The sequence below is a fragment of the Sandaracinaceae bacterium genome, from assembly GCA_020633055.1.
GTDB lineage: Bacteria > Myxococcota_A > Polyangia > Polyangiales > Houyiibacteriaceae > JADJJE01.
Window position 1 is genome coordinate 130,461 of the sequence record JACKEJ010000007.1, and the last position, 25,063, is coordinate 155,523.

The window sequence follows — 25,063 nt, forward strand, 5'->3', positions numbered from 1 at the left end:
AGAGCTATGCCACGACTGGGCCTGCGTTCCCAGAGACTGGCGCTTCTCGGACGCAGCGCAGACCGCGGCCCGCGGCCCCCGTTGCGCTCTACGGCGGCGGCGGTGTACGACCGGAGGATGAACCCTTACTGGGCGTACGCGATGGTCGCGGGCATGCTGGTCGAGCTGGTCGCGATGTTCGTATTTCCGCTGGCGTACGCGCGTTTGGCGTTCATCCCGTGCGACAGACGTGCCGAGCCCCTGCCGCGCCGTGTGGCCCCCTCGGGCTACCGTGACGCCCCCGCCGTGCCGCTGAACGTGGCGGCGTTGGGGCTCGACGGCTTCACCTACGAGGACGACGAGACGGTCGGCGCTTTCGCTGGTGGTCGCGGCTGGCTGCGCATGCGCTACAAATTTTTCGGTTGGAACCGGGTGATGGGCATCGTCTCGGTCGTCCCCGGCGTGAGTGACGACAGGTTGCAGCTCACGGCGCGCGTCTACCCCGCGTTCACGATCTCTCTACTTGGCTCCGCGTTCGCGATGGGGAACCCGAGGATCATCGTGGTGCTCCTCGCGGCCATGGTCGTCAGCGTCCTGGTGAGCACGATGATGCTCCGCAGCCGCGTGCGCGTCCCGCTCAGCCGCTTCCAGGACGAGCTCGCCTCGCGCGCCAAGCGTCACCTCGCGGAGACGCCTTGAGCGCGGCGCTCGTCGATGGGCGCGGACCCGACGCGCTCCCCGTGCTGATGTACGGCACCGCGTGGAAGGAGGACGACACGGAGGCGTTGGTCAGCGAGGCCCTGCGCGCCGGGTTCCGCGCCTTCGACACGGCGAATCAGCGCAAGCACTACGTCGAGGCGGGGGTCGGCGCCGCCCTGGCGCGCGCCTTCGCGGCAGGCGACGTGAGCCGCGAGGAGGTCTTCCTGCAGACCAAGTTCACCTACGCGCGCGGCCAGGACCACCGGCTCCCCTATGACCCGAGCGCCCCCATCGCGGCGCAAGTCCGGCAGTCCTTCGAGAGCTCCCAGGGGCACCTGGGCGTCCGCTTCGTCGACAGCTTGGTGCTGCACGGACCCATGCGCGCCGGTCACCTGCACCCGCTGGACGAGGAGGCCTGGTCCGCGATGGAGGCGCTGGTGGACGAGGGGCTGGTGGGGGCGCTCGGGGTCAGCAACGTCGAGCCGGCGCACGTGACCGAGTTGCTGCAGGTGGCCCGCATTCGGCCACGCTTCGTGCAGAACCGCTGCTACGCCGACCAGGGCTGGGACGCCGCCGTGCGCGGGCTGTGCGCCCGAGCGGGCATCGTCTATCAGGGTTTCTCGTTGCTCACGGCCAACCGGCCCGTGGTCGCGGGCCCCACCGTCCGCGAGGTGGCGGCGCGGCACCAGGCCACCCCCGCGCAGGTGGTGTTCGCGCTGGCGCTGCAGCTGGGCATCTGGCCACTCACGGGCACGCGCGACCCTCGCCACATGCGCGATGATCTGGCGGCGGTCGGGCTCTCGCTCAGCGGCAGTGAGGTGCAAGCGCTGCAGCTCGCTTGAGCTCGCTCTCGGGGGCGTCCGTCGCTCGCCATGTCCGTGATGCGCCCGCTCGGCCACGGCACCTGGCACCCTCGCCCACAGGGCGGCTAGAGTCTGCCCTGTGACCGCCTCCCTCGACCCGCACCGCGTCGTCTATCGCTGGGACCTCGACAAGACGTACCTGCGCACCGAGTTCGACAGCATCCGCGACCTGCTCCGGACGGCCGTGGAGCCGGCCACACGCAAGCGCACCGTGCCGGGGGCGTCGGTCTTGCTGCGCGAGCTGCGCGCCACGAACCCCGCGGCGGTGTACATCCTGTCCGGCAGCCCCGAGCAGATGCGGCGTGTGCTGGAGGCCAAGCTGCGCCTCGACGGCATCCGCTGGGACTCGTTCACGCTCAAGCCCAGCTTGGACAACCTGCTCAAGGGGCGCTTCCGCGTGCTCAAGGATCAAGTGAGCTACAAGCTGGAGGCCCTGCTCTCTGCGCGTGCTCATGGCGACCGCGACCACCGCGAGGTGCTCTTCGGCGACGACGCCGAGGCCGACGCGTTCATCTACTCGCTCTACGCGGACCTGTGCGCCGGGCGGGTGGACAACCGCGAGCTGATGGCCGTGCTGGACGCCGCCCGCGTCTACCCGGAGAGTATGGGGCAGATCGTGCGCACCGCGGGCCGTGTGCCTCGCGGGGACTGCGTCCACCGCGTGTTCATCCACCTGGACCGCATCTCGTCGCCCGCGATGTTCGAGGCGTTCGGGCCGCGCGTGCTCCCATTCTTCAACTATTTCCAGCCAGCGCTCGTGCTGCTCGAGGACGGCCTCCTGGACGCGCTCGCGTGTCTCCGCGTGGGGGCGGGCATCCTGCTGCAGCAGGGCTTCCACCCCAGCACGCTGAACGCGTCGTTCGCGGAGCTCGCCGCCAAGGGGGTCATCGGGATGGGCTGCGCGGACCGCCTCCTGGCGGCACGGTCACTCGTGACGCCGAACGTGTTCGCTGGGGCGACGGATGGGCTGCTTCGCTTCCTGGAAGCCGTCTCGGCTCGCAGACCCGAGCTGGGCGAGGCGCGCGCTCCGGAGGCGGTCGAGATCGACTACGTGGAGCTCTTCTCTCGAGACCGAGAGCGGGCCCACGCTGCGAAGCGGCGCGCACGGTGGCGGCCACCGCGGTCGTTCTGACGGGCGCCCGGGGCGCGTGGCAGTGACCTGGTCTTGCGTTGCGCATCCGTTGGGGGCGGTCTTCGCTTCATGCCAGGTCGCAAACGGGCTGCTACCATGCCGGTTCTGTGACTCGTATTGGCTTTTCTCGTTTGTTCGGAGCCGCTCTGTTTGGCCTGCTGACCGTCGGGTGCGGGGCGCGCACGGGCCTACCCGCGCCAGACATCGGGCTCGACGCGGGCGTGGACATGGCCATGGACATGGGGGTGGACGCCGAGATCCCGTGTCTCGAGATCCCGTTCGACGCGGGCGTGGTCGAGGTGGAGCTCGAGACGGAGGCGCGCGTGGGACGTGCCGACGTCGTGTTCCTGATCGACCGTACGCTGTCCATGTCGGAGGAGATTGGACGCATCCGCGACAGGCTGCGTGACCGCATCGCGCCTGCCATTCGCACCGCCATCCCGGACTCCCAGCTGGCCGTGGCCAGCTTCGCCGACTTCCCCGTGCTGGACTACGGCTCGTTGGACGATGGTGACACCCCCTTTACGCTGCACCTCTCCAGCAACGCGGCCGTGGAGTCCGCGCAAGGCGCGGTGGAGAGCATCCGTCTTTCCAACGGTCTCGATCGGCGCGAGTCCCAGGTCGAGGCGCTCTACCAGCTCGCTACTGGTGAGGGGATCGGTGGGGACATGCCTGGGTTCGTGCCCCCGTCCGTTGGCTGCCCCGCCGGGGGCATCGGCTATGCGTGCATACGCACCGACGCGCTCCCCGTCGTCATGCTGTTCACGGACGCGCAGTTCCACAACGACCCGTTCGAGACCGGCTCCGGATACTCCGGCGTGTTCCCCACGCCACACACGTGGGACGAAGCCCTCTCCGAGCTCGACCGCATTGGCGCCCGTGTGCTCGGGTTCGACTCCGGCGGTGGCACGGCGGCGCCACCACTCAGACGCTTGGCGACCATGACGGGAGCGGTCGATGATCGCGGAGCGCCGTTGGTGTTCGACATCGGCGTGGCCGGCGAGCGCCTGTCGACGGGCGTCGTGGACGCCATCCGCACGTTCGCGAGCACGGCCATTCAGGACGTGTCGGTGGTCGCGCAGGACCCCGACCGCAACGACGGCGTCGATGTGCTCGGCTTCGTGGACGGCATCATTCCGTCGAGAGCCATCCCGGCGGACGGGGTGAGCGGGCGCGACGTCGCGGGACAAGCGTTCCTCGGGGTGCGCGCCGGGACCCTGCTGGTGTTCACCATCGCCTTGCGCAATGGCGTCGTCGCGCCGGGGGTAGGGCCCCAGCGTTTCCGCCTCGAGCTGCTGTTCCGCGGGGACGGTCGGACGTTCATCGATCGGCAGATCGTGGAGATCGTCATTCCCGGCGCCGACGGCAGCGGATGCGACGACCTCGAGCCGGAGTAGCGTGGCGAGCCCTTGCGTCTGCGCGCCGATGTGCGACGCAGCGCGGTGACTTTTGCAGAACTCGGATTGATCGACCCTCTCGTCCGCGCCGTGGCCGCCGCCGGCTACGAGGCTCCCACGCCCATCCAGAAGGCGGCCATCCCCTCGGTCGTCGAAGGCCGCGACCTGCTCGGCTGCGCGCAGACCGGCACGGGCAAGACCGCGGCATTTGCGCTCCCGGTGCTGCAGCGCATCGACGCGACGGCGGGCGACGACCCCGCCATCCGCGCGTTGATCTTGACCCCCACGCGCGAGCTCGCGGCCCAGATCGGGGACAGCTTCAGCACCTACGGTGAGCACCTGGACCTGTGGCACACGGTCATCTTTGGCGGCGTGAAGGAGAACCCGCAGATCGCCGAACTGAAGCGTGGCGTGGACATCCTGATCGCCACGCCGGGCCGCTTGCTGGACCTGATGGGGCAGGGGCACGTGGATCTGAAGCGCCTCGAGGTGTTCGTTCTGGACGAAGCCGATCGCATGTTGGACATGGGCTTCCTCCCCGACGTGAAGCGTGTGGTGAAGGCGCTCCCAGAGAAGCGGCAGACGCTGTTCTTCAGCGCGACCATGCCGCCCGTGATCCGCGAGCTGGCCGAGTCGCTGCTCAACGATCCCGTCAGCGTGGCCGTTGCGCCCGTGTCGTCGGCGACCGAGCTGGTCACTCAGCAGGCCTTCTTCGTGGATCGCGCCGACAAGCGGGCGCTGTTGGTGGATCTGCTGCAGCGTCCGGAGGTGACGCGCACGCTGGTGTTCACGCGCACCAAGCACGGCGCCAACCGCATCGTGGAGCATCTCGAGAAGGCCAACATCAAGGCGGCTGCCATCCACGGCAACAAGTCGCAGAACGCGCGCACCCGCGCGATGGATGGCTTCCGCGACGGAAGCCTGCCGGTGCTGGTCGCGACCGACCTGGCGGCCCGCGGCATCGACGTCAGCGGGGTGTCCCACGTCATCAACTTCGACCTGCCGAACATCCCGGAGACGTACGTGCACCGCATCGGCCGCACTGGGCGCGCCGAGGAGACGGGTGTCGCCTGGGCCCTGGTGGAGGACGAGGACCGGGCGTTCATGGCCGACATCGAGCGGCTGATGAAGCGTCAGGTGGAACGCGTGGAGGATCACCCGTATCCGCCGCAGCGCCCGCTGCCCGCGATGACCGACCTGCAGAGCCGCCCGACCGGTGGCGGTGGAGGCGGTGGAGGCGGCGGTGGAGGCGGCGGACGCTCGGGTCGCGGACGCTCAGGCGGCCGCGGCGGCCGTGGTGGGTCCGGCGGCGGAGGTGGCGGCGGCCGCACGGGTGGTGGCGGCGGCGGTGGCCGTGCGGGCGGTGGGAGTGGCGGTGGCCGCTCCGGTGGAGGACGCTCTGGTGGTGGTGGCGGCGGCGGCGGCGGACGCCCGGCGGGCAGTGGTGGCGGTGGCCGCTCTGGTGGCGGGCGCTCGGGGGGTGGACCGAGAGGTTCGGGCGGCTCGCGAGGCAGCTGAGCTCGTCCTCCGGCCAGCTTCCGCGCAGGCAGACCACCGCGCGTAGCGATTGCTCGCCCGCGGTCCTCGCCGTACCTTGCGATCGACATGCCTGACTATCGCTCCAAGACCTCCACGGCGGGCCGCAACATGGCCGGCGCGCGCGCCCTCTGGCGCGCCACCGGCATGAAGGACGCCGACTTCCAGAAGCCCATCATCGCGGTGGCGAACTCGTTCACCCAGTTCGTCCCGGGTCACGTCCACCTCAAGGACCTCGGGCAGCTCGTCGCGCGCGAGATCGAGGCGCACGGGGGCGTCGCGAAGGAGTTCAACACCATCGCCGTCGACGACGGCATCGCGATGGGCCACGACGGGATGCTGTACTCGCTGCCGAGCCGCGAGATCATCGCCGACTCGGTGGAGTACATGGTCAACGCGCACTGCGCCGACGCGCTCGTGTGCATCTCGAACTGCGACAAGATCACGCCCGGCATGCTGATGGCCGCGCTGCGCCTCAACATCCCCACCGTGTTCGTGTCTGGCGGGCCCATGGAGGCCGGCAAGACCAAGCTCGCCAAGCACGCGCTCGACCTGGTGGACGCGATGGTCATCGCGGCCGACCCGAACGCGTCGGACGAGCTGGTGGCCGAGTACGAGCGCAGCGCGTGCCCCACGTGCGGGTCGTGCTCGGGCATGTTCACCGCCAACTCGATGAACTGCCTCACCGAGGCCCTCGGCCTCGCGCTGCCGGGCAACGGCTCGACCCTGGCGACGCACGCCGACCGCGAGCGCCTGTTCCTCGAGGCGGCCCGCACCGCAGTGGATCTCTGCCGTCGCTACTACGGCGAGGACGACGCCACGGCGCTGCCCCGCAACATCGCGTCCTTCGCAGCGTTCGAGAACGCCATGACGCTCGACATCGCGATGGGCGGGTCCACCAACACCATCCTGCACCTGCTCGCGGCCGCGCAGGAGGCCGAGCTGTCGTTCGACCTCGGGGATATCGACCGGCTGTCGCGGCGCGTGCCGCAGCTGTGCAAGGTCGCCCCGAACTCCCCCAAGTACCACATGGAGGACGTGCACCGCGCCGGCGGCATCATCGCCATCCTGGGCGAGCTCGGCCGCGCGGGCCTGCTCGACCTGAGCGTGCCCACCGTCCACAGCAAGACGCTCGGCGACGCCATCGCGGCCTGGGACGTGACGCAGACCAGCGACGCTGCGGTGCACGATTTCTTCCGGGCTGGTCCGGCGGGCATCCCCACGCAGGTGGCGTTCAGTCAGTCCACGCGCTGGAAGACGGTCGACCTCGACCGCAGCGAGGGCTGCATCCGCGACGCGGCCCACGCCTACTCGAAGGAGGGCGGGCTCGCGGTGCTGCGCGGCAACCTGGCGGTGGACGGCTGCGTCGTGAAGACGGCGGGCGTGGACGAGTCCATCCACGTCTTCGAGGGCAGCGCGAAGGTCTTCGAGAGCCAGGACGCGGCCGTGCACGGCATCCTCGAGGGGCAGGTGCAGGAGGGCGACGTGGTCGTCATCCGCTACGAAGGCCCCAAGGGCGGGCCGGGCATGCAGGAGATGCTCTACCCGACGAGCTACCTGAAGTCGAAGGGGCTCGGGAAGGCGTGCGCGCTGCTCACGGACGGCCGGTTCTCGGGCGGGACGTCGGGCCTCTCCATTGGTCACGCGTCCCCAGAGGCCGCGGCCGGCGGCACCATCGGGCTCGTCCGTGACGGCGACCGCATCCGCATTGACATCCCGGCGCGCACCATCGACCTGCTGGTGCCCGAGGCCGAGCTGGCCGAGCGTCGCAGCGCACAAGACGCTGCGGGTTGGAAGCCGGCGCAACCCCGGAAGCGGCAAGTCAGCACGGCACTCAAGGCGTACGCGCTGCTGGCCACCAGCGCCGACAAGGGCGCGGTGCGGGATCGCAGCAAGCTCGACTGACGCGGCGCCTTGGTGCGGTCGCGTCAGTCGTCGTCCTCGAACTCATCGCCGCCGAGCGCCGCCGCTGCCTCCTGAGCGAGCTCGCCCAGCGTGGCGCCCGTCTCGTCGTCGGCCTCGTCGAAGGCCACCGTGCGCTCGTCGTCCGAGAAGCGCTCGATGAGCGGCACCGCGTCGGGGTCGTCCAGCGTGACGAAGGCCTCGATGGTGGCCGCGATGATCTCGGGCTCGTCCGTGTCCAGGAAGCGCTTCATCAGCGACATCGCGCTCGGCTCACCGACCTCGGCCAGCACGTGGGGCAGCTCGCACATGGCGAGGCCGCGACGGCCCGCGTCCAGCGCGCGCTCGATGCCGCGGGCGACCTCGGCGTAGTACTCGTAGGCCACGTCCAACAGCGCCTCACCGGCCGCGATGCGCACGGGGGGCTCGTCGTAGTCCATGATGTCGATCAGCGCGTCGGTCATCTCGGGGCCGGGCACCTGCGCGCACAGGTCCGCCAGGCGCTCGAGGCGCATGCCGGCCTCGGCGGGGTTGCGCGCGCCCAGCTCCTTGGCCTCGGCCACGGCGCTCACCAGCGTCCGGATCAGCCCTTGCTTGCCGCTGGCGAGGAGCTGGGCCTCGGCCTGGCGCATGGCCCGGTCGGCGTCGAAGATCGCATCGAGAGAACGCTTGGGGTCGGTCATGGTCACGTGTCTTTGCAGAGGGACGGGAGCACGCGCAAGACCTCTCGCACGTGGTCGACGCCGTCGAGGCGGTTCGGGTCGTCAGCCGCACGATGGTGCGTCAGTTTCATGTCGGGTGTCAGCTTCCACGGACTGCGCGGCTGCCCGACCAGGCGCATGACCTTGGCGGGGTCCAGCGGCGTGTCCTCGCGCAGGTGCAGGGCCACGCGCCGCTCGTCCGCTTCGCACCCGAGGATGCGGTACTCGCGCAGCAGGGGTCGCAGCGCCATCACGCGCAGCAGGGCCTGCGCGGGCGGCGGCGGGGGCCCGAAGCGGTCCTCCATCTCCACCGCCAGCTCGTGCACGCGCTCTTCGTCGCGCGCGGAGGCCAGCCGCTTGTAGAGCGACAGGCGCAGGCCCACGTCGTCCACGTAGTCGTCCGGGAGGTAGTGCTCCATCGGGAGCGTCATCTCGGTGTCGAAGTCGGCCACGACTTCTTCGCCGCGCAGCTCCGCCACGGCCTGCTCGAGCATGTGCACGAACATGTCGAAGCCCACAAGCGACACGCTGCCGCTCTGCTCGGCGCCCAGGAGGTCGCCCGCGCCGCGCAGCTCCATGTCGAGCGACGCCACCTTGAAGCCCGAGCCCAGCTCCGTGAAGCGCTCCAGCGCCTCGATGCGCGAGCGCGCCTCGTCGCTCAGCGTGGAGGGCGGCGGCGTGAGCAGGTAGCAGTAGGCGCGCTCGCGGCTGCGGCCCACACGCCCGCGCAGCTGGTAGAGCTGCGACAGGCCGAAGGTGTCCGCGCGGTCGATGATCATCGTGTTGGCTCGCGGGATGTCGATGCCCGACTCGATGATGGCCGTGGAACAAAGCACGTCGTAGCGGCCGTCGATGAAGTCCGTCATCGTCTGCTCCAGCGGCCCCTCGCCCATCTGCCCGTGCGCGACGGCGATGCGCACATCTGGGAGCAGCTTCTGCAGGCGGTCGGCGCGCTCGTACAGCCCGTCGATGCGGTTGTAGACGAAGAAGGCCTGCCCGCCGCGGTTCATCTCCCGCAGGATGGCCTCGCGGATGGTGTGGTCCTCCCAGCGGCACGCGAAGGTGCGCACCGCCCGCCGGTCCACCGGGGCGCTCGTGATGAGGCTCAGGTCGCGCATGCCGCCGATGGCCATCTGCAGCGTGCGCGGGATCGGCGTGGCGGACAGCGTGAGCACGTCGACGCTCTTGCGCAGGTTCTTGATGCGCTCCTTGTGCGACACACCGAAGCGCTGCTCCTCGTCCACCACCAAGAGGCCGAGGTTCTTGAAGTGCACGTCCTTGCTCAGCAGTCGGTGGGTCCCGATGACCACGTCCACCTGGCCATCCTTCAGCCCCGAGAGCACCTCGGCCTGCTCGGCCTTGTCCACGAAGCGCGAGAGCACGCCCACCTTGAGCGGGTAGTCGGCCATGCGCCCCGCGAAGTTGTTGTAGTGCTGCTGGGCGAGCACGGTGGTGGGACACAGCACGGCGACCTGGCGCCCGGCCATGGCCACGCGGAAGGCTGCGCGCAGGGCCACCTCGGTCTTGCCGAAGCCCACGTCGCCGCACACCAGGCGGTCCATCGGGGTGGGCGCATCCAGGTCGGCCATGACCTCTTCGATGGCGGCCAGCTGGTCGCGTGTCTCTTCGTAGGGGAACGTGGCCTCGAACTCCGCGTAGCTGCGGTCGGGCGGGGGCACGGCGTCGCGCTCGGCCGCGGCGCGCTCCGCGTAGAGCTTGAGCAGGTCCTCGGCCAGCTGCTTGACGGCGCGCTCGACCTTGCCCTTGGTCTTGCTGAACGTGCTCCCGCCCAGGCGGTCGAGCTTCGGCGTGTGCGTGTCACCGGCCGCGAACTTCTGCAGCAGGTTCAGGCGCGTGACGGGCACCAGCAGGCGGTCGCCGCCCTTGTACTCCACGACCAGCACCTCGACGTAGCGCTCCTCGTCGCCCACGTAGCGCTCGAACTGGCTCTGGCCGAGCGACTTGCGCTCGAGGCCCATGTAGCGCCCCACGCCGTGGTCGGCGTGCACCACGAAGTCGCCCACCTCCAGCTGCCGCAGGTCCTCGAGGAACGCCTCGTTGTCGCGCGCCTTCTGCTTCTTGGGCGCGCGCTTGCGCGTCTTGGTCCCGAAGATCTCGCCCTCGGTGATGCACACCAGGCCCTCGGTGGGCATGACGAAGCCGTCGGCCAGCGCGCCCACGCTCACCTGCGCGCTCATGGGCGGGCGCCCCTCGATCATGCCCGGGACGTAAGGCTCGGGCTTGCCCGCGGTCGGCACCTCGTACTGCTGCAGGAGCGAGCGCAGGCGCTCTCCCTGCGTGTGGTTGCGCGCCACGAACAGCACGCGCATGCCCGCATCCAGCCAGCGCTGGGCGTTGCGCGCACCTGGGGCCAGGCCTTCTTCGCGGCCCGTGCCGCCGCGCGCGGCTTTGAGCTCGCCCACGAGCGCCGAGTGGTCCGTCGCGCCCAGGTGCAGCACACGCGCCTCGTCGCAGTGCTCCCACACGGCCAGAGGCGACGCGTCTTCGTTGGGTTGGCCCGTGAACACCATGCGGTGGATGGCCGCCACGGGTCGCGCCTCGAGGCGCACGGCCAGCTCGGCCTCGTCGAGGTAATGGTCGCGCAGCGCGTAGGTGGGCGCGCCCTCGCTCACCTTCGCGCCGTGGTCGTTGCGCGCCTGCTCGCGCTCGTCGCGGATGACGCGGTGGCACGCGACGGGGTCGAGGTACACCAGCCGCGCGTCGCCCGGGACGTACTCGAACAGCGTCTGCAGCGCCGGATAGAACGCGGGCAAGAGCCCGTCGAGCCCGTAGAACATGCGGCCGGAGGTGATGTCCTCCAGCAGCGCGAGCGTCTTCTTGGTGGGCCAGTTGACGTCGTCACACAGGGTGCGCACCCGCTGCCGCGCCAAGGCCACCTCGGCCTCGCCCAGCAGCGTCTCGCGCACGGGGTGCACGAAGATGCTGTCGGTCTCGGCCACCGTGCGCTGCGTGTCCGGGTCGAAGTACTTGATGCTCGTGACCAGCCAGTCGTCGAGGTCGATGCGGGCCGGGTAGGGCGCGTGGGGCGCGTACACATCCAGGATGCCGCCCCGCACCGCGAACGTGCCCGGGTCCTCCGCCACGGGCACGCGCAGGTAGCCACCGTCGGCCAGCACGCGCACCAGCTCGTCGCGGTCCAGTTCGTCCTCGGCCCGCACGCACTTCGAGCGCGAGCGGATGGCCTCGCGCGGGGCCACCTTGCGGATCAGCGCCGCCGCGGACACCACCAAGAAGCGCCAGGGCAGGCCCTCGGCCATGTGGAACAGCGCCGCCAAGCGGTCCATCGTGGCGCGCCGGTCCGACGCGACGTCCAGGAAGGGCGACGTGTCGGCCGCCGGGAAGTGCAGCACCTCCGTGCGGTCGCCCTCGGTCTCGCCCAGGAAGAAGCGCAGGCTCTCCGCCATGCGCTTCATCGCGTCTTGGTCGGGCGTGACCACCACCATGGGCCCCGCGTGCGCGCGGCTGGCCTTCATCAGCAGCAGCGCGGCGGCGCCCGCGGGCAAGCCGGCCAGGTCCACGCGCGCCTCCCCAGCCAGCGCGCGCACCGCGTCTTCGGTGGTGGCGGTGGCGCGCTGGAGGCCGCCGCTCAGGGGGGAGAGTTCGTCGAGCACGCGCTGGCCATAGCAGGCGTCCGCAGCCCGGGCTACGGCGCGCTGCGCTCGCGCTTGAGCTTGCCGTCCACCAGCAGGAAGCCGAACGGCACCACCGACGCGCCCAGGTACATCAGCGACTGCAGCGGCGCCCAGTCGCGCTTGATGCCCGCGTGCGAGAGGGCCGCGAGGAAGCCCACGAACAGGAGCCCATGCAGGCTCCCCACCACGCGCACCGCCATCGGCATGTCGAACATGTACTTGAGCGGCATCGCCACCCCGAGCAGGAGCAGGAAGGAGATGCCCTCGGCGATGCCCACGCGCCGCAGGAGCTCGACGGAGGGATGGGTGACGGGCTCGGTCATGGCCGAGACATTGGGGGCGCAGCCGGGGCTGTCAACTCCCCGAGGGCGACGCGCGCCGCACCAACGGCCGGACGAACAGTGTCACCCGACCCATGCGACGATTTCCTCTGCGGGCCGTCGATGGGCCGGGAAGAGGGCCCACACGCGCCGCGCCAAGCGAAGCACCGGGGCCAGTCCAACCCCCGACGCGCGTCCTGCAATGAAGCGACGGCCTGGGAAGAAGACGTAGAGCCGAAGCTCATCGGGCGAGTCGAAGTCGCGCACGTCGTCCCAAGCGTCGTCCGCTTCGGCGTACAACCAGAGCCGTTCCTCCACGACCTCTTGCAGGAGCGTCCGAACCTCGGCGGGGTCGCACATCGAAGGCTGGGGAGGGAGGTACTCTGAGCCCCCGCCGAGCTGCGGTACGCACTTCCAGAACGTGAGCGTTCCGTCTTCGCGTACGCACCAGCGGTCCGCTCCTTCGTACATGGGGCGCGACAGCTCGCACTGCACCTCGACCGCGGGAAGCGGCGTCATCGTCGCCAGTCGCACGAATTCTGCGGGCGTGATGAGGATTTCGTCCGTGAAGTGGTGGTCGTCGGTCATCGTGGATGTCGCGTTGCGGGTCCTGCAAGCGCACCTGTGGTCAGCCTGATGCCATGTCCACCCCGGGTCGCGGCCCTGGGCTGGCCAAGTGGCTAGACGAACCGTGTATCCGTGTTGCGCGGCCAGCCTCCCGAGCCTCCTCTCGTCAGGCGAAGCCGCCCGCGTTGTCGACCGCCACGCCGACCGCACCGGCGACGCTGCCCCCCTCCGTGCGCCCCAGGAAGAGCCTCGGAATCGCGTTCGCGCATGGGTGGTCCCCTGTGGCGAAGTTCACCACGGCGGTCTCCACGAAGCGGGGCTCGGCAACGAACCAGCGCACGACCCGTGCGTAGCCGGTGACGGCTGCGGTGCCCTCGCAGCGTCGCAGCGCGCTCACCCACTTGCTCGAGCGCCCGCGCAAGCGGCCCAGCCACTCGTGGAGGAACCCGAGCCCCGCCTCCATGGGCTCCGAGAGCACCTGCGCCTCCGGCCATAGGCTGCCCCCGCAGGCCCTGATTACCTGTGGGGCACTCAGGGACCGCAAGTCGTGACCGTCGGTGCGCGCGATCCAGAATGGCTCCCACCCAGTCGTCGCTTGCGAGGCGAACACCTCGAGGCCCGTCATGCGAGTCGCAGCCTCTTGGGCCAGAGCCATCACCAGCGCCAGGTCGGCCTGGTCGGGTGGGGGCGCGTCGTCCTCTGGTACGCCCAGCGCGCCGCTGGGTCGCAGCACGGTGCGGGTGGAGAACAGCGTGCCGCCCCAGTCTCCAGGAGGTGTGAAGTCGAACGTCCGGACGAGCTGTCGTAGCCATGGTGGACGACTCTCCAGCTGATCCGCCGACGGGCGTGGCGCTGCCAGGTCCCCTGCCGTACGCGGGTCCGGCATGTCCAACCGCGGGCGACGCTGCATCTGTGCGACCATCTCGAGCGGCGTGCGCGTGGTCGACGACATGCTCGTGGTGCCGTTCAGGAGGCGCCAGCGCCCATCGACCTCACGAAACGTGCGTGCCACCACGGTGACCTGAGTCGTGCTTGGTCCATTCACGAGGAAGTACCCGCACGCCCACCAGTCGATCCGCTCGCAGGCGATGATCTGGGTCGGCACGTCTGGGTAGTGCTCGCGGACGTCGTCCAAGTGACGCAGCTGGCTTCTGGACAGCACGGCGCCATGGCCGCTCGCGAGGTCGCCAGAGGAGCCAGCGCGCGCGACCTGACGGTAGGTCGCCAGCAGCTGCTTCGCCAGTTCCTCATCCATGCGGCGCGACTCTAGCGCACTCCGCTCTCGAGGCGTCAATCCAACGTGGGCCCCGCTGGGCTTCGGCGGCGGGACGATGCAACTTCCGTCGCGCCCTCCAACTCGGGGTTGAGGACCACCGCTTCAAGCGATAGCGTCTGCTCGAACACGAGGAGGCCAGGATGGACGACGATGAGTATCAAGTGAAGTTGCGCAGTCGCGCGCTGGGTGCGGGCATCCTGCTCGTCGGCATCGTGCTGGTGGGGGTCAACGTCGCCTTCCTGACGAGCGCCGAGCGCTTCTATCCGAAGCTGCTGGTGGTCGGTTGCGCCGCCATCCCCGCTGGCATGTTCGGGACCGCGTTCGGTTGGTCACCCCAGTTCCGCGGGGAGCCCTTGTGGTGGCAGGCGGGCGCGTGGGCATCGTCGGGGCTGGGTCTCCTCGCAGGCCTCGGTGCCATGTGGTTCCTCTCGTCCTGAGCTGCCCCGACGCCAAGCGCTGGCCGCGACCGACAGCGCCGCACCCGTCGAGGGGTGAGACAAACGGCGTATCCGTGTTGCGCGGTCAGCCTCGACCTGGTAGTGAATGGCGATTCATTCACCAACTGGTGCATAGAGGAGCAGCATGAAGCGCGTCATCTATTCTGAGGAGCACGACCTCTTCCGCAACGCCTTCCGTTCGTTCGTCGAGCGTGAGGTGGTCCCCAACCAGGCGCGCTGGCGCGAGGACGGCATGGTCGACCGCGAGACGTGGCGCAAAGCCGGCGAGGCCGGCTTCCTGTGTCCGTGGATGGAAGAGGAGCACGGCGGCGCGGGGGGCGACTTCCTGCACTCGGCCGTCATCATGGAGGAGCTGGCGCGCGTGTACGAGAGCGGCTTCGCGATGAGCCTGCACTCGGACATCGTGACCCCGTACATCCACGAGTTCGGCAACGCGGAGCAGAAGAAGAAGTGGCTGCCCGGCTGCGCTAGCGGCGAGATCATCACCGCCGTGGCCATGACCGAGCCCGGCACGGGCAGCGACCTCGCGGGCATCGCCACCACGGCGCGCAAGGACGGGGACGACTACGTCATCAACGGCGCCAAGACCTTCATCTCGAACGGGCAGCTGTGCGACATCGTCGTGGTCGCCGCGCGCACGGGCGCGCCCGGCGAGGACGCTCACCGCAGCCTCTCGCTCTTCGTCGTCGAGGCCGGCACCCCGGGCTTCAGCAAGGGCAAGAAGCTCGAGAAGATGGGCATGGACTCGCAGGACACCAGCGAGCTCGCCTTCGAGGACTGCCGCGTGCCCGCCGCCAACATGCTCGGCGCGCCCGGCGGTGGCTTCCTCATGCTCATGAAGAAGCTTCAGCAGGAGCGCCTCGCCGTCGCCATCGCCGCGCAGGCGTGCGCCGCGCAGTGCCTCAAGGACACCATCACGTACACGCAGGAGCGGCAGGCGTTCGGGCGCTCGCTCAGCAAGTTCCAGAACACCCAGTTCAAGCTCGCCGACTGCGCCACGCAGGTCGAGGTCGGGCAGGTGTTCGTCGACCGCCTCGTCGCGGCGCACGCCGCCGGTGAGTACCTGGTGAAGGAGTGCTCCATGGCCAAGCTGTGGCACACCGAGATGTTGGGGCGCGTCGTGGACGAGTGCCTGCAGCTCTTCGGGGGCTATGGCTACATGCTCGAGTACCCCATCGCGCGGGCCTACATGGACGCGCGCGTGCAGCGCATCTATGCGGGCACCAGCGAGATCATGAAGGTCATCATCGCCAAGCAGCTGGGCCTCTGACGTCTCGCCACCTTCGGCCACCAGGCCAGCCGTTGGGCGTCTCATGATTGACGCCCAGCGGCGCGGCGGGACACGATAGCCGCATGTCACGCCTCCCTCGGTGCTCCGCCGTCTCGTCCTTGCTCATGTTCTCCGCGCTCGCTTCCCTCGTGGGGTGCAGCCCGAACGACGCCGCCGAGGAGCGCCGGACGATCCGTGAGCACCACCTCCCGGACGCCATCTCGTGGGTCCGCGAGGACCTGGCCCGAGCCTCGACGGGCGTCGCCAGCGCGGCGCAGCAGTACGCACCCGTGTTCGAGCTGCCCGACGCGGAGACCCGAGAGCGACGCCTGCGCCAGGCGCTGCACGGCGCGCGGCGTCCACCACGTGCCATCCCCGAATTCGTGCCGTCGCCCATCACGTTCTTGGTCGCCATCGGGACCGATGGCGTGGTCATCGCGCGCGACGCCGAGCCCGACAGCCTGCGCGGGCAGGACTTCGGCGGGCGCTACCCGGTGGTGGCCGAGGCCCTCTCCCAGCAGCGCCGCGGGCGCGGGCTCGCCGAGTTCGTGGCCGAGGAGGGGGATGCGCGCAGCGTCAGCGTGCTCTTCGCGGCCCCCGCCCGTCACGAAGGGCGCACTGTGGGGGCCGTGGCCGCCGCCATGCCGCTCTGGAGCATCGCGCAGCGCATCACCCGTCAGCTGCGCGGTAACCACGCCGCCGACATCGAGCGGGGCGTCGCGATCTGGGCGTACGTCTACGAGGGTGAGCACATCCATCACCGGGGCACGCCGCCCGACCTGGATCTGTTGGTGCCGAACCAAGAGGCCCGCAACGCCGCCTTCGCGGAGCGGCCGAACGGCTACACCGGGATGATCACGCTCTTCGGGCGGAACTACGGCTATGGCGTGGTCCCGATGCCGTCGCTCGGCGAGGACATCGGGTTGGTCATCTTCCGCGCCGAGCCTTGAGCTTCCGGCCCTGAGCGTGGCGCCGGCCAGTGGGCCGAAATTGCGCCGACACGCTTTCGTCACGGGAACGTTACTGGTACGTTTCGGGGATGACTCGTTATGCGTACAGGGCGGTAATGTTGGCGTTGTTGGGCGGGCTGCTGCCCGCCTGCGGTGGGAGCGACGGGCCGGTCGATCCGCTCGCGGTGCCTGCCGGTCGAGCATACGCAGGCGTGCTGACCGCGGAGGATCTGCCCGCCGATCCCGGTGGCTTGGCCGTCTATCAGCCCGGTGACTTCGCGCTGACGAACGAACACATCGCCGTCATCATCGAGGATGTCGGCGAGTCCGACCTCTACAATCCCTGGGGCGGCGGGATCATAGGCCTCGGCGCGCTGGAGGAGGCGGCGATTGCCCGCCCGGCCGACTACAACGAGCTGATCTTCTCGCTCGGCCGCTTCACCGTGAAGGCTGACTCGGTCGAGGTCCTGAGCAACGGGCGCGGCGGCGGCCCGGCTGTCATCCGCGTGACGGGCGTCATGCGCCCCATCCCGTTCATCGACAGCATCGGCCGCACCCTCTTCCGCTCCGACTACTCCGAGCTGACGGTGGCCGTCGACTACGAGCTGCAGCCGGGCGCCGAGCACATTGACGTCTTCTTCGACATCAACAATCCCACCGACGCGGAGATCTCGTTCGTCAAGCAGGGCATCCTCGCGATGCAGACGAAGCGCATGCCGCTGTATGCGCCAGGGGACGGGTTCGAGGTCGGCGGCACGGCGCAACCGTTCCTCGCCTACATCGACCCGGACGCCACCAGCTACGCGCTCAGCTTCCCGGGCACCACCATCACGAGTCTGCTCGAGATCTCGGGGGTGAACGTGCTCGCTGGCGCGGACCTCACGCTGCCGGCGCAGACCAACACCCGCATCCACATGGCGCGCGTGCACGTCGGAGGGCCGGGGCTCGACGAGCTGCGAGAGGCCTACGCGCGGAGCGAGGGGCTGACCACCCGGGCCATCACGGGGCGAGTCCTGGAGGCGGACGGGTCGCCCGCCGAGGGGGCCCGCGTGCACGCGATCGACGCCGCGGGTGAGGCGTACATCACCCGCGCCAGCACGGACGCGACCGGTGCGTACACCCTTCACGTCCCGTCCGACGCCGCCGTCCAGCTGCATGCCTATCGGCGCGGCGACGGCCTCGCGCCCGTCGTCAACGTCGCCGCAGGCGCCGGTACCGCGAACGACCTGACCTTCCCGGCGGCTGGCTTCATCCACGTCGCCGCGACCACGGTGGAGTCGATGGGGGCGACCCCCGCGCCCGCACCGGTGCGCGTGCAGGTCATCAACACCGGCGCGGTCGCTCGGCCTGGCACGGCCGAGGTGTCCTTCGACGCGTTCGGCGAGCCAAGGTTGCCCGGCGGTGATCGCGAGCACGTCGAGTTCCCCCTCGATGGAGACGCCACCATGCGCGTCGCCGCCGGGACGTACCGTGTCGTCGTGTCCCGTGGCTACGAGTACGAGATCTTCGACGACGCCGCGGTCGTCGTCACGGCCGACAACACCACCGAGCTCATGCCCTCGCTGGTGCGCAGCGTGAGCTCCACCAACATGCTCTGCGCCGACTTCCACATCCACACCTCGCGCTCACCAGACGCGGGCGACACCGGGGACGACAAGCTGCGCTACGCCCTCGGGGACGGGCTCGAGATCCCGGTGCGCACGGACCACGAGTTCGTCGCGACGTTCGAGCCCAACCTCGCGCGGCTCGGCGTGGACAACTGGGCGTTCGGCGTGAGCGCCCTCGAGTTCACCACGTTCGACTACGGGCACTTCGGTGTCTTCCCGCTGGAGGCGGACCCCACCCGCCCGAATGGCGGCGCCTTCCAGTGGCGCGACCTGTCCGACGAGGGCGCTGCGGGACTGGCGCGCTTGCGTCCGGCGCCCGAGGTGTTCGAGGAGATCGCGGCCCGGCCGAGCTCGCCCGCGCTGATCATCTTCCACCCGCGCGGCCTGGGCGTCCCCGGCGCATACTTCACGGCCTCTGGCTATGACCCCGACACCGGCGTGGCGACCAACACCGAGCTGTGGGACGAGGACGCCTTCAGCGTGGTCGAGACGTTCAACGATTCGTCCTTCGCCGAGAACTTCGACTCCACCGTGGAGGACTGGTTCAGCTTCCTCAACCGCGGCAAGCACGTGGCCTCGGTGGGTGACTCGGACAGCCACGACGTGATGGCGGGCTCTCCCGTCGGCTACCCACGCACCTGCGTCATCGCGAACGCGGACGACCCCGATGTGTTCCGGAGCAGCCTCGACGCCAGCGACCTGCGCGACCTCGTGCTGGGAGGGCGCATGGTCGTGAGCGGAGGCGTCTTGCTTACGGCGACGACCGACACCGGCGAGGGCCCCGGCCAAGAGGTCAACGGCGCCAGCGCCACGGAGAGCATCCATGTGACCGTGCAAGCGCCGACGTGGATCGACGTCACGACGCTCGAGGTGTACGTCAACGGTGTCCTCGACGGGACCGTGGCGGTGCCCACCACCGGCAACGCGCTGCGTCTCGAGATGGACGTCGCCGTCAACATCCCCGCGGGCGCCAGCTACGTCGTCTTCCATGCGCGCGGGGACGTGGACGGCACGGGTGCGGAGACCTCCACCCTCGCGCCAGTGCATCCCAACCGAGCCCCGTTCGGCGTGACGAACCCCATCTACTTCCAGCGCTGAAGGCCAAGCGAGGGTCTTGCGGAAGTGCTTATCGAAGCGCGTCCGCGAGCGCCCTGGCGCACTGGACGTGACACGCGCAGCTGTGCGTGGGGGAGGTTCGTCGGTCCGTATGGCGGTCCCAGGGGCCTCGTCCGTTCAAGCAGCGATGCGCGCGTAGTCGGGGAGGGCGGGAGCGGGCTCGGTCAGGGAGTGGCGCAGCACCATGAGCGCCATGATCATCGTCCCCACGGCGGCGTACTGGGCCGGCGTGAGTCCGGCGTAGCGAGCATCACCGCCCGGGAGCGCGGCGTCGATGCGCAGGAAGTCGAGAAGGAAGCGGTACGGGGCGTACAGCGTGGGAACCAGGGCCACGTAGAATCCGGGCGTGCGCTTGCGCTGTACGAGCACGAGCAGGAGGGCCATCACCGCGGCGCTCCAGATGACCTCGTACAAGCCGAGGTCGTGCCGCGTGTAGGGCGTGCCGTCCCACTCGCGGATGCCCAAGAAGAAGTTGGTCACGCTGCCGGGGTGGTCGTGTGCCACCGCGCAGCCCGAGCGACCGAAGACCCACCCGAAGGGCGCGGCGAAGGCCGTGGCGTCGCCCAGCTCGAGCAAGGGGAGCTGGCGGCGTCGGCGCCACACGAACGAGCCGATGACCCCGCCGAGGAAGCCGCCATACGAGGAGATACCGCTGTACAAGCGCGCTGCGTGTCGCGGGTTCTCGAGGACCTGGAGGATGCGGTCGGGGTAGTAGAAGAGGGTGTTGAACACCGACGCTCCCACGAAGCCGAAGAACAGCATGTGCACCGTCAGGTCGCCGATGACCGCCGGGCTCAGCCTGTTCTTCCGCGCGTACCAATCGGCCGCGCGCACCGATGCGAGCGCTCCCGCCATGACCAACAACGCGAACGGGTGCATGGGGATGCCCTGCTCCATGCCGGGGATGGGCACAGGGGTGGGAAAGAGAAACGCGGAGGCTTTGAACCAGGGAAGCACGCCGGGACGGTAGCAGCCCGGGCCGCGCCCCGCGACATCGCCGGTCGCCGGAGCGCTCCCTGAAGCCGAACGACGACACCGACCACCGCAACCACTTCCGCGTGAGTCTGGGAGGCTCGTTCGTCGAGGGCTGCGATGGCCTGCCTCTCGAAGACGAGGTGCACCCGGGCGGCGCACGCCACGATCGCCAAGCCGTGGTCGGCGCGGGCCCGCTCGTCCGGGGGCGGACGTTGACACCGGCAATACCGGTGGTATTCGAGCGTCCCCGCTGCGGTGGACGCACCGGAACGCACACTCCGAGGACCGAGACATGACCGAGATCGCCTTTGTAAACGCCCGAGAGATCCTGGACTCGCGTGGGAACCCAACGCTGGAGGTGGAGGTCGGTCTCGCGGGCGGCGCCGTGGGTCGCGCGGCGGTGCCCTCGGGGGCTTCCACGGGTGAGCACGAGGCCCTCGAGCTGCGCGACGGCGACAAGGGTCGCTACTTCGGCAAGGGAGTGCTCAAGGCTGTGGACAACGTGGTCACCCAGCTCGGCCCCGAGGTGGTGGGGATCGACGCGCTCGACCAGCTCGCCGTGGACCAGGCCCTGCTCGAGCTCGACGGGACACCCACGAAGAGCAAGCTGGGCGCAAACGCGATCCTCGGCGTGTCGATGGCCACGGCGCGCGCGGCGGCGGACGCCCTCGGCCTGCCCCTCTGGCGCTACCTCGGTGGCGCGCAGGCGCGCGTGCTGCCCGCGCCCATGATGAACATCATCAACGGCGGCGCGCACGCGGACAACGGGCTCGAGATTCAGGAGTTCATGATCTACCCCGTCGGCTTCGACAGCTTCGGGGAGGCGCTGCGGGCTGGCGCCGAGACCTTCCACACGCTCAAGAAGCTGCTGAGCGAGGCCGGCGAGGCCACCAGCGTGGGCGACGAGGGCGGCTTCGCGCCGCGGCTCAAGACCAACGAGGAGGCCCTGTCGTTCGTGGCGAAGGCCATCGAGCAGGCCGGCTACCGCCTCGGTGAGCAGGTCGCCATCGCGCTCGACTGCGCGGCCAGCGAGTTCCACAAGGACGGCGTCTACACCTTCGACGGCAAGCAGGTGGACGCCGGCAAGTTGGTGGAGATCTACGCCCAGTACTGCGAGAAGTACCCCATCCTCAGCATCGAGGACGGCATGGACGAGGACGACTGGGGTGGCTGGAAGGCGCTCACGGAGCGCCTCGGCAAGCGCACGCAGCTGGTGGGTGACGACCTCTTCGTGACCAACGTCGAGCGCGTCCAGAAGGGCATCGACCAGGGCGTGGCCAACGCCATCCTGATCAAGGTCAACCAGATCGGCTCCATCAGCGAGACGCTCAGCACGATCCGCCTCGGCGCGCTGCACGGCTACTCCAGCATTATCTCGCACCGCAGCGGCGAGACCGAGGACACGTTCATCGCGGACCTCGCGGTCGCGACCGGCGCGGGCCAGATCAAGACCGGCTCGGCCTCGCGTTCGGAGCGCATCGCCAAGTACAACCAGCTGCTGCGCATCGAGGAGCAGCTGGGCGAGGGCGCGATCTACGCCGGGCGCTCCACGATCGTCGGCGCGCGCTGACCGCGCCCGGGCGCGGTCCGTGGTCATTCGCGCTGCGGAACGGGGCCCCCTCGAGGGTCCGGGCCATCGCTCGGCGTGCTCGGCTGCGCCTCCCGGGTCGCGTCCATGTCCGGCGGCAACCAGAGTCGGAGATGTGTCGTCCAGACCCCGGCCCCAGGTCGTCTCGGGAAGTGGAGCACCTCACCGCCCAGCATCGACGCCCAGAAGCGCGCGTTGTCGAGCCCGCCCGTGGACCCCCTGAAGGCCGCATCACTCAAGCCCGAACCGTCGTCCCGGACGTCCAGCGCGAGTCCCTCTTCGAACGTCAGCGTGGCGAGGACTCGTTGCGCACCCCCGTGGACCACGGCGTTGCGCGTCAACTCGCGGGCGACGCGGAGCGTCGCCAACCACGCGGCGGGGGAAACCAGCGCACCACGGCCGTCGGGCCCATGGTCCACCTGAACGTCGAATCCCACGGGCATGATGCCGAAGCACTTTTCGCGGAGCATCCCCGCGAGCTCCTCGCGCGTGACGGGGCGCTCCGCTCCGCTCATCCCGAACACCGCGCGCTCCAGGTCGCTCAGCGCCTGCGTGACATGCGTCAGGAGCGCCGCGCTGCCCTCCGACTCCTCGATCTCGTCGAGCTGCTCGAGGAGCTGGCGCAGGTTGGCGCCCACGGTGGCCCCGAGCGTCTCGTCGAGCCTTCGTCGACCCTCGGAGGCCACGGCGCGAGCTGTCCGTGCGCGCGCGACGTTCGCCTCCGCCTCCAGACGCAGCTCGCGCATGACACGGAGGCCCGTCCACCTCGCGATCACCACAAACCCCGCCCACGCCACCGCCGTGAACATGGCGGCACCGTAGCGTTCCGTCCCCACGAACCCCACCGCGAGGAGACCGTGAAGCACCGTCGCCTCGACCAACGTCTGCTGGAGGCGATTGGGTCGCAGGCGCGCGCGAAAGATCGCCGTGAGCGGCTGCGCGCACCACGCGATCGAGAAGCCCGTCTCGGAGAAGAAGATCAGGGCCAAGATGAACCCATCGAGGGAGAGCGACTCGATCTCACGCAGCGGGCGATACAGCGTCCCCGAGGGCCCACGTGTGCGGTAGTAGAGGAACGAGGCCGTCCAGAAGAGCAGTGCCGGCCCGACACAGGCGAGGGCGAACGCCGGCTCGATGCCGCCGAGAACTGAGCCACCGCCTCGAAACAGTGGCACACACGCGAGCCCGAGGTTGGAGACGAATGTCCCGACGAAGGTGCCCCATGAACGGCGCGCGTCGTCCTGAGCCAGCTCGAACGCCGTCGCGATCCGTGTGAACTCGGCCTCGTCGGCCAGGTGCGCGTCGATGCGGTCAGCCGTAGTCACGCGCATGCTCTTGTATCACACTGGAGGCCGTGACCCCCTCGTTCCGGTCCCCGGTCCCGGTGATCCTGGTGGAAGACCATGCGCCTACCCGTCGCGCCATCGAGAGGACGCTGCGGGACTCTCCGGACCGCGTCGAGTTCGTCGCTGCGTTCCCGAGCGGCGAGGAGCTCCGGGCGTTCGACGCCGAACTGGACTGCGTGGTGGCCCTGGTGGACCTCCGCCTGTCCGGGATGAGCGGCGCGCGTGTGATCGCGTGGCTCACCGCGACGCACCCCCGCGCGCGGGCGATTGCGCTCACGGTCCAGCGAGACGAGCAGGCGGTCCTCGAGGCCGTCCGGGCCGGGGCGCTCGGGTACATGCTGAAGGACGAGCCGACGGAGCGGCTGCTGGTCGCGATCGAGGATGCCGCCGCGGGCCGCCATCCCTTCTCCAGCCACGTCGCGGGGGCGCTCCTCCGCTCGCTCGAGCCACAACCCGCGCGCGTGCTGACGTCTCGCGAGCTGGACCTCGTCGCGGCGCTGGCCCGTGGCGAGTCCTACGCTCAGTGCGCCGAGAGTCTCGGCATCAGGCTCGGCACCGTGCAGTCGCACGTGAAGAACGTGTACGGGAAGCTGGGCGTCAATTCTCGAAGCGAGCTGCGCGAGTGGGCACGGCGACACTTGAAGTAGACATCGCGCGCCGTCATCACGCCGCTGAGACGGCGCGGGCGCGCAGTGGGATCCGCAACGCGACGGTGACCATCGTGTGCGCGCTGGTCGCCATCGCCTCGGATGTCCAGCCGTCGATCTTGAATGTGACCCGCGACGACGCCCTACCGCTCGTGCTCGGAGTGCTGGGCGCGACGGCGATCACCCAAGCCGTCTACATGTGGCGAGGGGCCGCGTCGCTCGCCTTCCGGCTCTTGTGGGGCTTCGAGGGGCTGGTGCAGATGGGCGCGCTGGCCACCCTCATCGAGCGCTCCGGGTCTGCCGCCTCCCCGCTCTGGGCCGTCGCGATGGCCTGGTCGGTTCGATGGACGCCCGCCGTCATCGGGTCGCTCTCCCTCGGGATGCTCCAGGCGGTGCCGGTTCTCGGCGGGCTCGTTGGTGTGTACGCGTCTCGGGGGGACTGGGCGAGCGTGATCGTCACCGCCAGCGTGCTCACGACCATGCTCAGCATGCTGCACGCGAGCACCACCTCGTCGACGCGGATCCTGCGCCTGACCGTCGAGCGAACGAGCGCTGCCCGTCAGCTCGCTGCCGACGCGCTCCGGCGGGAGCGCGACCTCCTGGCCAGGGAGCTCCACGACGACGTCTGCGCCAACGTCGTCGCGTTGATTCTCGAGCTGCGACGGCGCGAGTCACAGGGCGATCGCGAGCTCGCAGCGCAGCTCGGCCAGCGCGCGCGCCACATCTTGGATGCCCTGCGTGCGTCCATTCGGTGGCTTCGCATGGACGACGGTGGGTTCGCGGAGCTCCAGCGTGCGCTGGAGGCGGACGCAACGCCGGGCGACGTGGGCAGAGCCACGGAATAGGCGGTCGTCGGGCCGCCACGCGACGCCCGTGAGGCGCCGTGGGAATCGGGGGCCATCCCTCGGCCCGCCGGATAGTGGACGGGCACATGGGGGAAACATGGGATACCGGCGCGTGCAGGCGGACGGCACTATTCAATCCATGTTGAACGTTGTCCGGGTCGGTCGTCGTGCGTGGCTCGCCGTGGTCGCGAGCCTTCTTCTTTGTGCGCCTGGCTGTGGCAGTGACGGGAGGCAAA

Annotated in this window: 20 protein-coding genes; 13 read left to right on the forward strand and 7 right to left on the reverse strand. The window is 69.8% G+C overall.

Features of this window, described 5'->3' with window-relative positions; all coding sequences use genetic code 11:
* Nucleotides 1-117 precede the first annotated feature (117 nt).
* The 6 genes from H6726_14075 (at nucleotide 118) to ilvD (ending at nucleotide 7,511) form a co-directional block, all read left to right on the forward strand.
* Nucleotides 118-678 carry a hypothetical protein gene (locus tag H6726_14075; protein MCB9658774.1) on the forward strand — a complete coding sequence of 187 codons (561 nt, stop codon included), beginning with the start codon at nucleotides 118-120 and terminating at the stop codon, nucleotides 676-678.
* A gap of 47 nt (nucleotides 679-725) precedes the next feature.
* The gene (locus tag H6726_14080) at nucleotides 726-1,520 is read left to right on the forward strand and encodes an aldo/keto reductase (GenBank protein MCB9658775.1); all 795 of its coding nucleotides are present in this window, start codon (nucleotides 726-728) and stop codon (nucleotides 1,518-1,520) included.
* A gap of 100 nt (nucleotides 1,521-1,620) precedes the next feature.
* Entirely contained in the window at nucleotides 1,621-2,673 is a 1,053-nt protein-coding gene (locus tag H6726_14085) for a hypothetical protein (GenBank protein MCB9658776.1), read from the forward strand.
* A 131-nt stretch (nucleotides 2,674-2,804) separates the two neighbouring features.
* Nucleotides 2,805-4,070, forward strand: a complete 1,266-nt coding sequence (locus H6726_14090; GenBank protein MCB9658777.1) for a hypothetical protein — start codon at nucleotides 2,805-2,807, stop codon at nucleotides 4,068-4,070.
* Between the two features lie 45 nt (nucleotides 4,071-4,115).
* Entirely contained in the window at nucleotides 4,116-5,588 is a 1,473-nt protein-coding gene (locus tag H6726_14095) for a DEAD/DEAH box helicase (GenBank protein MCB9658778.1), read from the forward strand.
* Nucleotides 5,589-5,675: 87 nt separating this feature from the next.
* A complete protein-coding gene (gene ilvD, locus H6726_14100; protein ID MCB9658779.1) occupies nucleotides 5,676-7,511 on the forward strand; it encodes a dihydroxy-acid dehydratase in 1,836 nt (611 codons plus the stop codon).
* Nucleotides 7,512-7,534: 23 nt separating this feature from the next.
* Here the strand turns inward: ilvD and H6726_14105 are convergent, their stop codons facing one another.
* From H6726_14105 to H6726_14125, 5 genes are all read right to left on the reverse strand, one after another.
* The gene (locus tag H6726_14105; GenBank protein MCB9658780.1) at nucleotides 7,535-8,191 is read right to left on the reverse strand and encodes a hypothetical protein; all 657 of its coding nucleotides are present in this window, start codon (nucleotides 8,189-8,191) and stop codon (nucleotides 7,535-7,537) included.
* A gap of 2 nt (nucleotides 8,192-8,193) precedes the next feature.
* Nucleotides 8,194-11,841 (reverse strand): transcription-repair coupling factor, encoded by a 3,648-nt coding sequence (gene mfd / locus H6726_14110; protein ID MCB9658781.1) that lies wholly within the window; start codon nucleotides 11,839-11,841, stop codon nucleotides 8,194-8,196.
* Between the two features lie 32 nt (nucleotides 11,842-11,873).
* Nucleotides 11,874-12,185 carry a DUF3817 domain-containing protein gene (locus tag H6726_14115; GenBank protein MCB9658782.1) on the reverse strand — a complete coding sequence of 104 codons (312 nt, stop codon included), beginning with the start codon at nucleotides 12,183-12,185 and terminating at the stop codon, nucleotides 11,874-11,876.
* 81 nt (nucleotides 12,186-12,266) lie between these two features.
* Nucleotides 12,267-12,770, reverse strand: coding sequence for a hypothetical protein (locus tag H6726_14120; protein ID MCB9658783.1), 504 nt, complete (start codon nucleotides 12,768-12,770; stop codon nucleotides 12,267-12,269).
* Between the two features lie 145 nt (nucleotides 12,771-12,915).
* Nucleotides 12,916-14,004, reverse strand: coding sequence for a hypothetical protein (locus tag H6726_14125; protein ID MCB9658784.1), 1,089 nt, complete (start codon nucleotides 14,002-14,004; stop codon nucleotides 12,916-12,918).
* A gap of 161 nt (nucleotides 14,005-14,165) precedes the next feature.
* On the opposite strand from H6726_14125, the gene H6726_14130 reads away from it, so the two are divergent.
* From H6726_14130 to H6726_14145, 4 genes are all read left to right on the forward strand, one after another.
* Nucleotides 14,166-14,462, forward strand: coding sequence for a hypothetical protein (locus tag H6726_14130; GenBank protein ID MCB9658785.1), 297 nt, complete (start codon nucleotides 14,166-14,168; stop codon nucleotides 14,460-14,462).
* A 145-nt stretch (nucleotides 14,463-14,607) separates the two neighbouring features.
* Nucleotides 14,608-15,753: an acyl-CoA dehydrogenase family protein gene (locus tag H6726_14135; protein ID MCB9658786.1), complete on the forward strand. Its 1,146-nt coding sequence runs from the start codon at nucleotides 14,608-14,610 to the stop codon at nucleotides 15,751-15,753.
* A gap of 83 nt (nucleotides 15,754-15,836) precedes the next feature.
* Entirely contained in the window at nucleotides 15,837-16,703 is an 867-nt protein-coding gene (locus tag H6726_14140) for a hypothetical protein (protein MCB9658787.1), read from the forward strand.
* Nucleotides 16,704-16,792: 89 nt separating this feature from the next.
* Nucleotides 16,793-19,408: a carboxypeptidase regulatory-like domain-containing protein gene (locus H6726_14145; protein MCB9658788.1), complete on the forward strand. Its 2,616-nt coding sequence runs from the start codon at nucleotides 16,793-16,795 to the stop codon at nucleotides 19,406-19,408.
* A gap of 135 nt (nucleotides 19,409-19,543) precedes the next feature.
* Here the strand turns inward: H6726_14145 and H6726_14150 are convergent, their stop codons facing one another.
* The gene (locus H6726_14150; GenBank protein MCB9658789.1) at nucleotides 19,544-20,383 is read right to left on the reverse strand and encodes a prolipoprotein diacylglyceryl transferase; all 840 of its coding nucleotides are present in this window, start codon (nucleotides 20,381-20,383) and stop codon (nucleotides 19,544-19,546) included.
* Nucleotides 20,384-20,693: 310 nt separating this feature from the next.
* Between H6726_14150 and eno the strand changes: the two genes are divergently transcribed.
* Nucleotides 20,694-21,971 carry a phosphopyruvate hydratase gene (gene eno, locus H6726_14155; protein MCB9658790.1) on the forward strand — a complete coding sequence of 426 codons (1,278 nt, stop codon included), beginning with the start codon at nucleotides 20,694-20,696 and terminating at the stop codon, nucleotides 21,969-21,971.
* Between the two features lie 23 nt (nucleotides 21,972-21,994).
* On the opposite strand, the gene H6726_14160 is transcribed toward eno, so the two are convergent.
* Nucleotides 21,995-23,314 carry a hypothetical protein gene (locus H6726_14160; GenBank protein ID MCB9658791.1) on the reverse strand — a complete coding sequence of 440 codons (1,320 nt, stop codon included), beginning with the start codon at nucleotides 23,312-23,314 and terminating at the stop codon, nucleotides 21,995-21,997.
* 29 nt (nucleotides 23,315-23,343) lie between these two features.
* Between H6726_14160 and H6726_14165 the strand changes: the two genes are divergently transcribed.
* A complete protein-coding gene (locus H6726_14165) occupies nucleotides 23,344-23,982 on the forward strand; it encodes a response regulator transcription factor (GenBank protein ID MCB9658792.1) in 639 nt (212 codons plus the stop codon).
* A 74-nt stretch (nucleotides 23,983-24,056) separates the two neighbouring features.
* Entirely contained in the window at nucleotides 24,057-24,827 is a 771-nt protein-coding gene (locus tag H6726_14170; protein ID MCB9658793.1) for a hypothetical protein, read from the forward strand.
* Nucleotides 24,828-25,063: the final 236 nt, after the last annotated feature.

Bases quoted from the DNA above. Each gene is read 5' to 3' on its own strand.
- eno (MCB9658790.1), top strand. From the start codon at position 20,694: ATGACCGAGATCGCCTTTGTAAACGCCCGAGAGATCCTGGACTCGCGT.
- H6726_14140 (MCB9658787.1), top strand. From the start codon at position 15,837: ATGTCACGCCTCCCTCGGTGCTCCGCCGTCTCGTCCTTGCTCATGTTC.
- H6726_14080 (MCB9658775.1), top strand. From the start codon at position 726: ATGTACGGCACCGCGTGGAAGGAGGACGACACGGAGGCGTTGGTCAGC.
- H6726_14125 (MCB9658784.1), bottom strand. From the start codon at position 14,004: ATGGATGAGGAACTGGCGAAGCAGCTGCTGGCGACCTACCGTCAGGTC.
- H6726_14135 (MCB9658786.1), top strand. From the start codon at position 14,608: ATGAAGCGCGTCATCTATTCTGAGGAGCACGACCTCTTCCGCAACGCC.
- H6726_14115 (MCB9658782.1), bottom strand. From the start codon at position 12,185: ATGACCGAGCCCGTCACCCATCCCTCCGTCGAGCTCCTGCGGCGCGTG.
- ilvD (MCB9658779.1), top strand. From the start codon at position 5,676: ATGCCTGACTATCGCTCCAAGACCTCCACGGCGGGCCGCAACATGGCC.
- H6726_14145 (MCB9658788.1), top strand. From the start codon at position 16,793: ATGACTCGTTATGCGTACAGGGCGGTAATGTTGGCGTTGTTGGGCGGG.
- H6726_14130 (MCB9658785.1), top strand. From the start codon at position 14,166: ATGGACGACGATGAGTATCAAGTGAAGTTGCGCAGTCGCGCGCTGGGT.
- H6726_14105 (MCB9658780.1), bottom strand. From the start codon at position 8,191: ATGACCGACCCCAAGCGTTCTCTCGATGCGATCTTCGACGCCGACCGG.
- H6726_14120 (MCB9658783.1), bottom strand. From the start codon at position 12,770: ATGACCGACGACCACCACTTCACGGACGAAATCCTCATCACGCCCGCA.
- H6726_14075 (MCB9658774.1), top strand. From the start codon at position 118: ATGAACCCTTACTGGGCGTACGCGATGGTCGCGGGCATGCTGGTCGAG.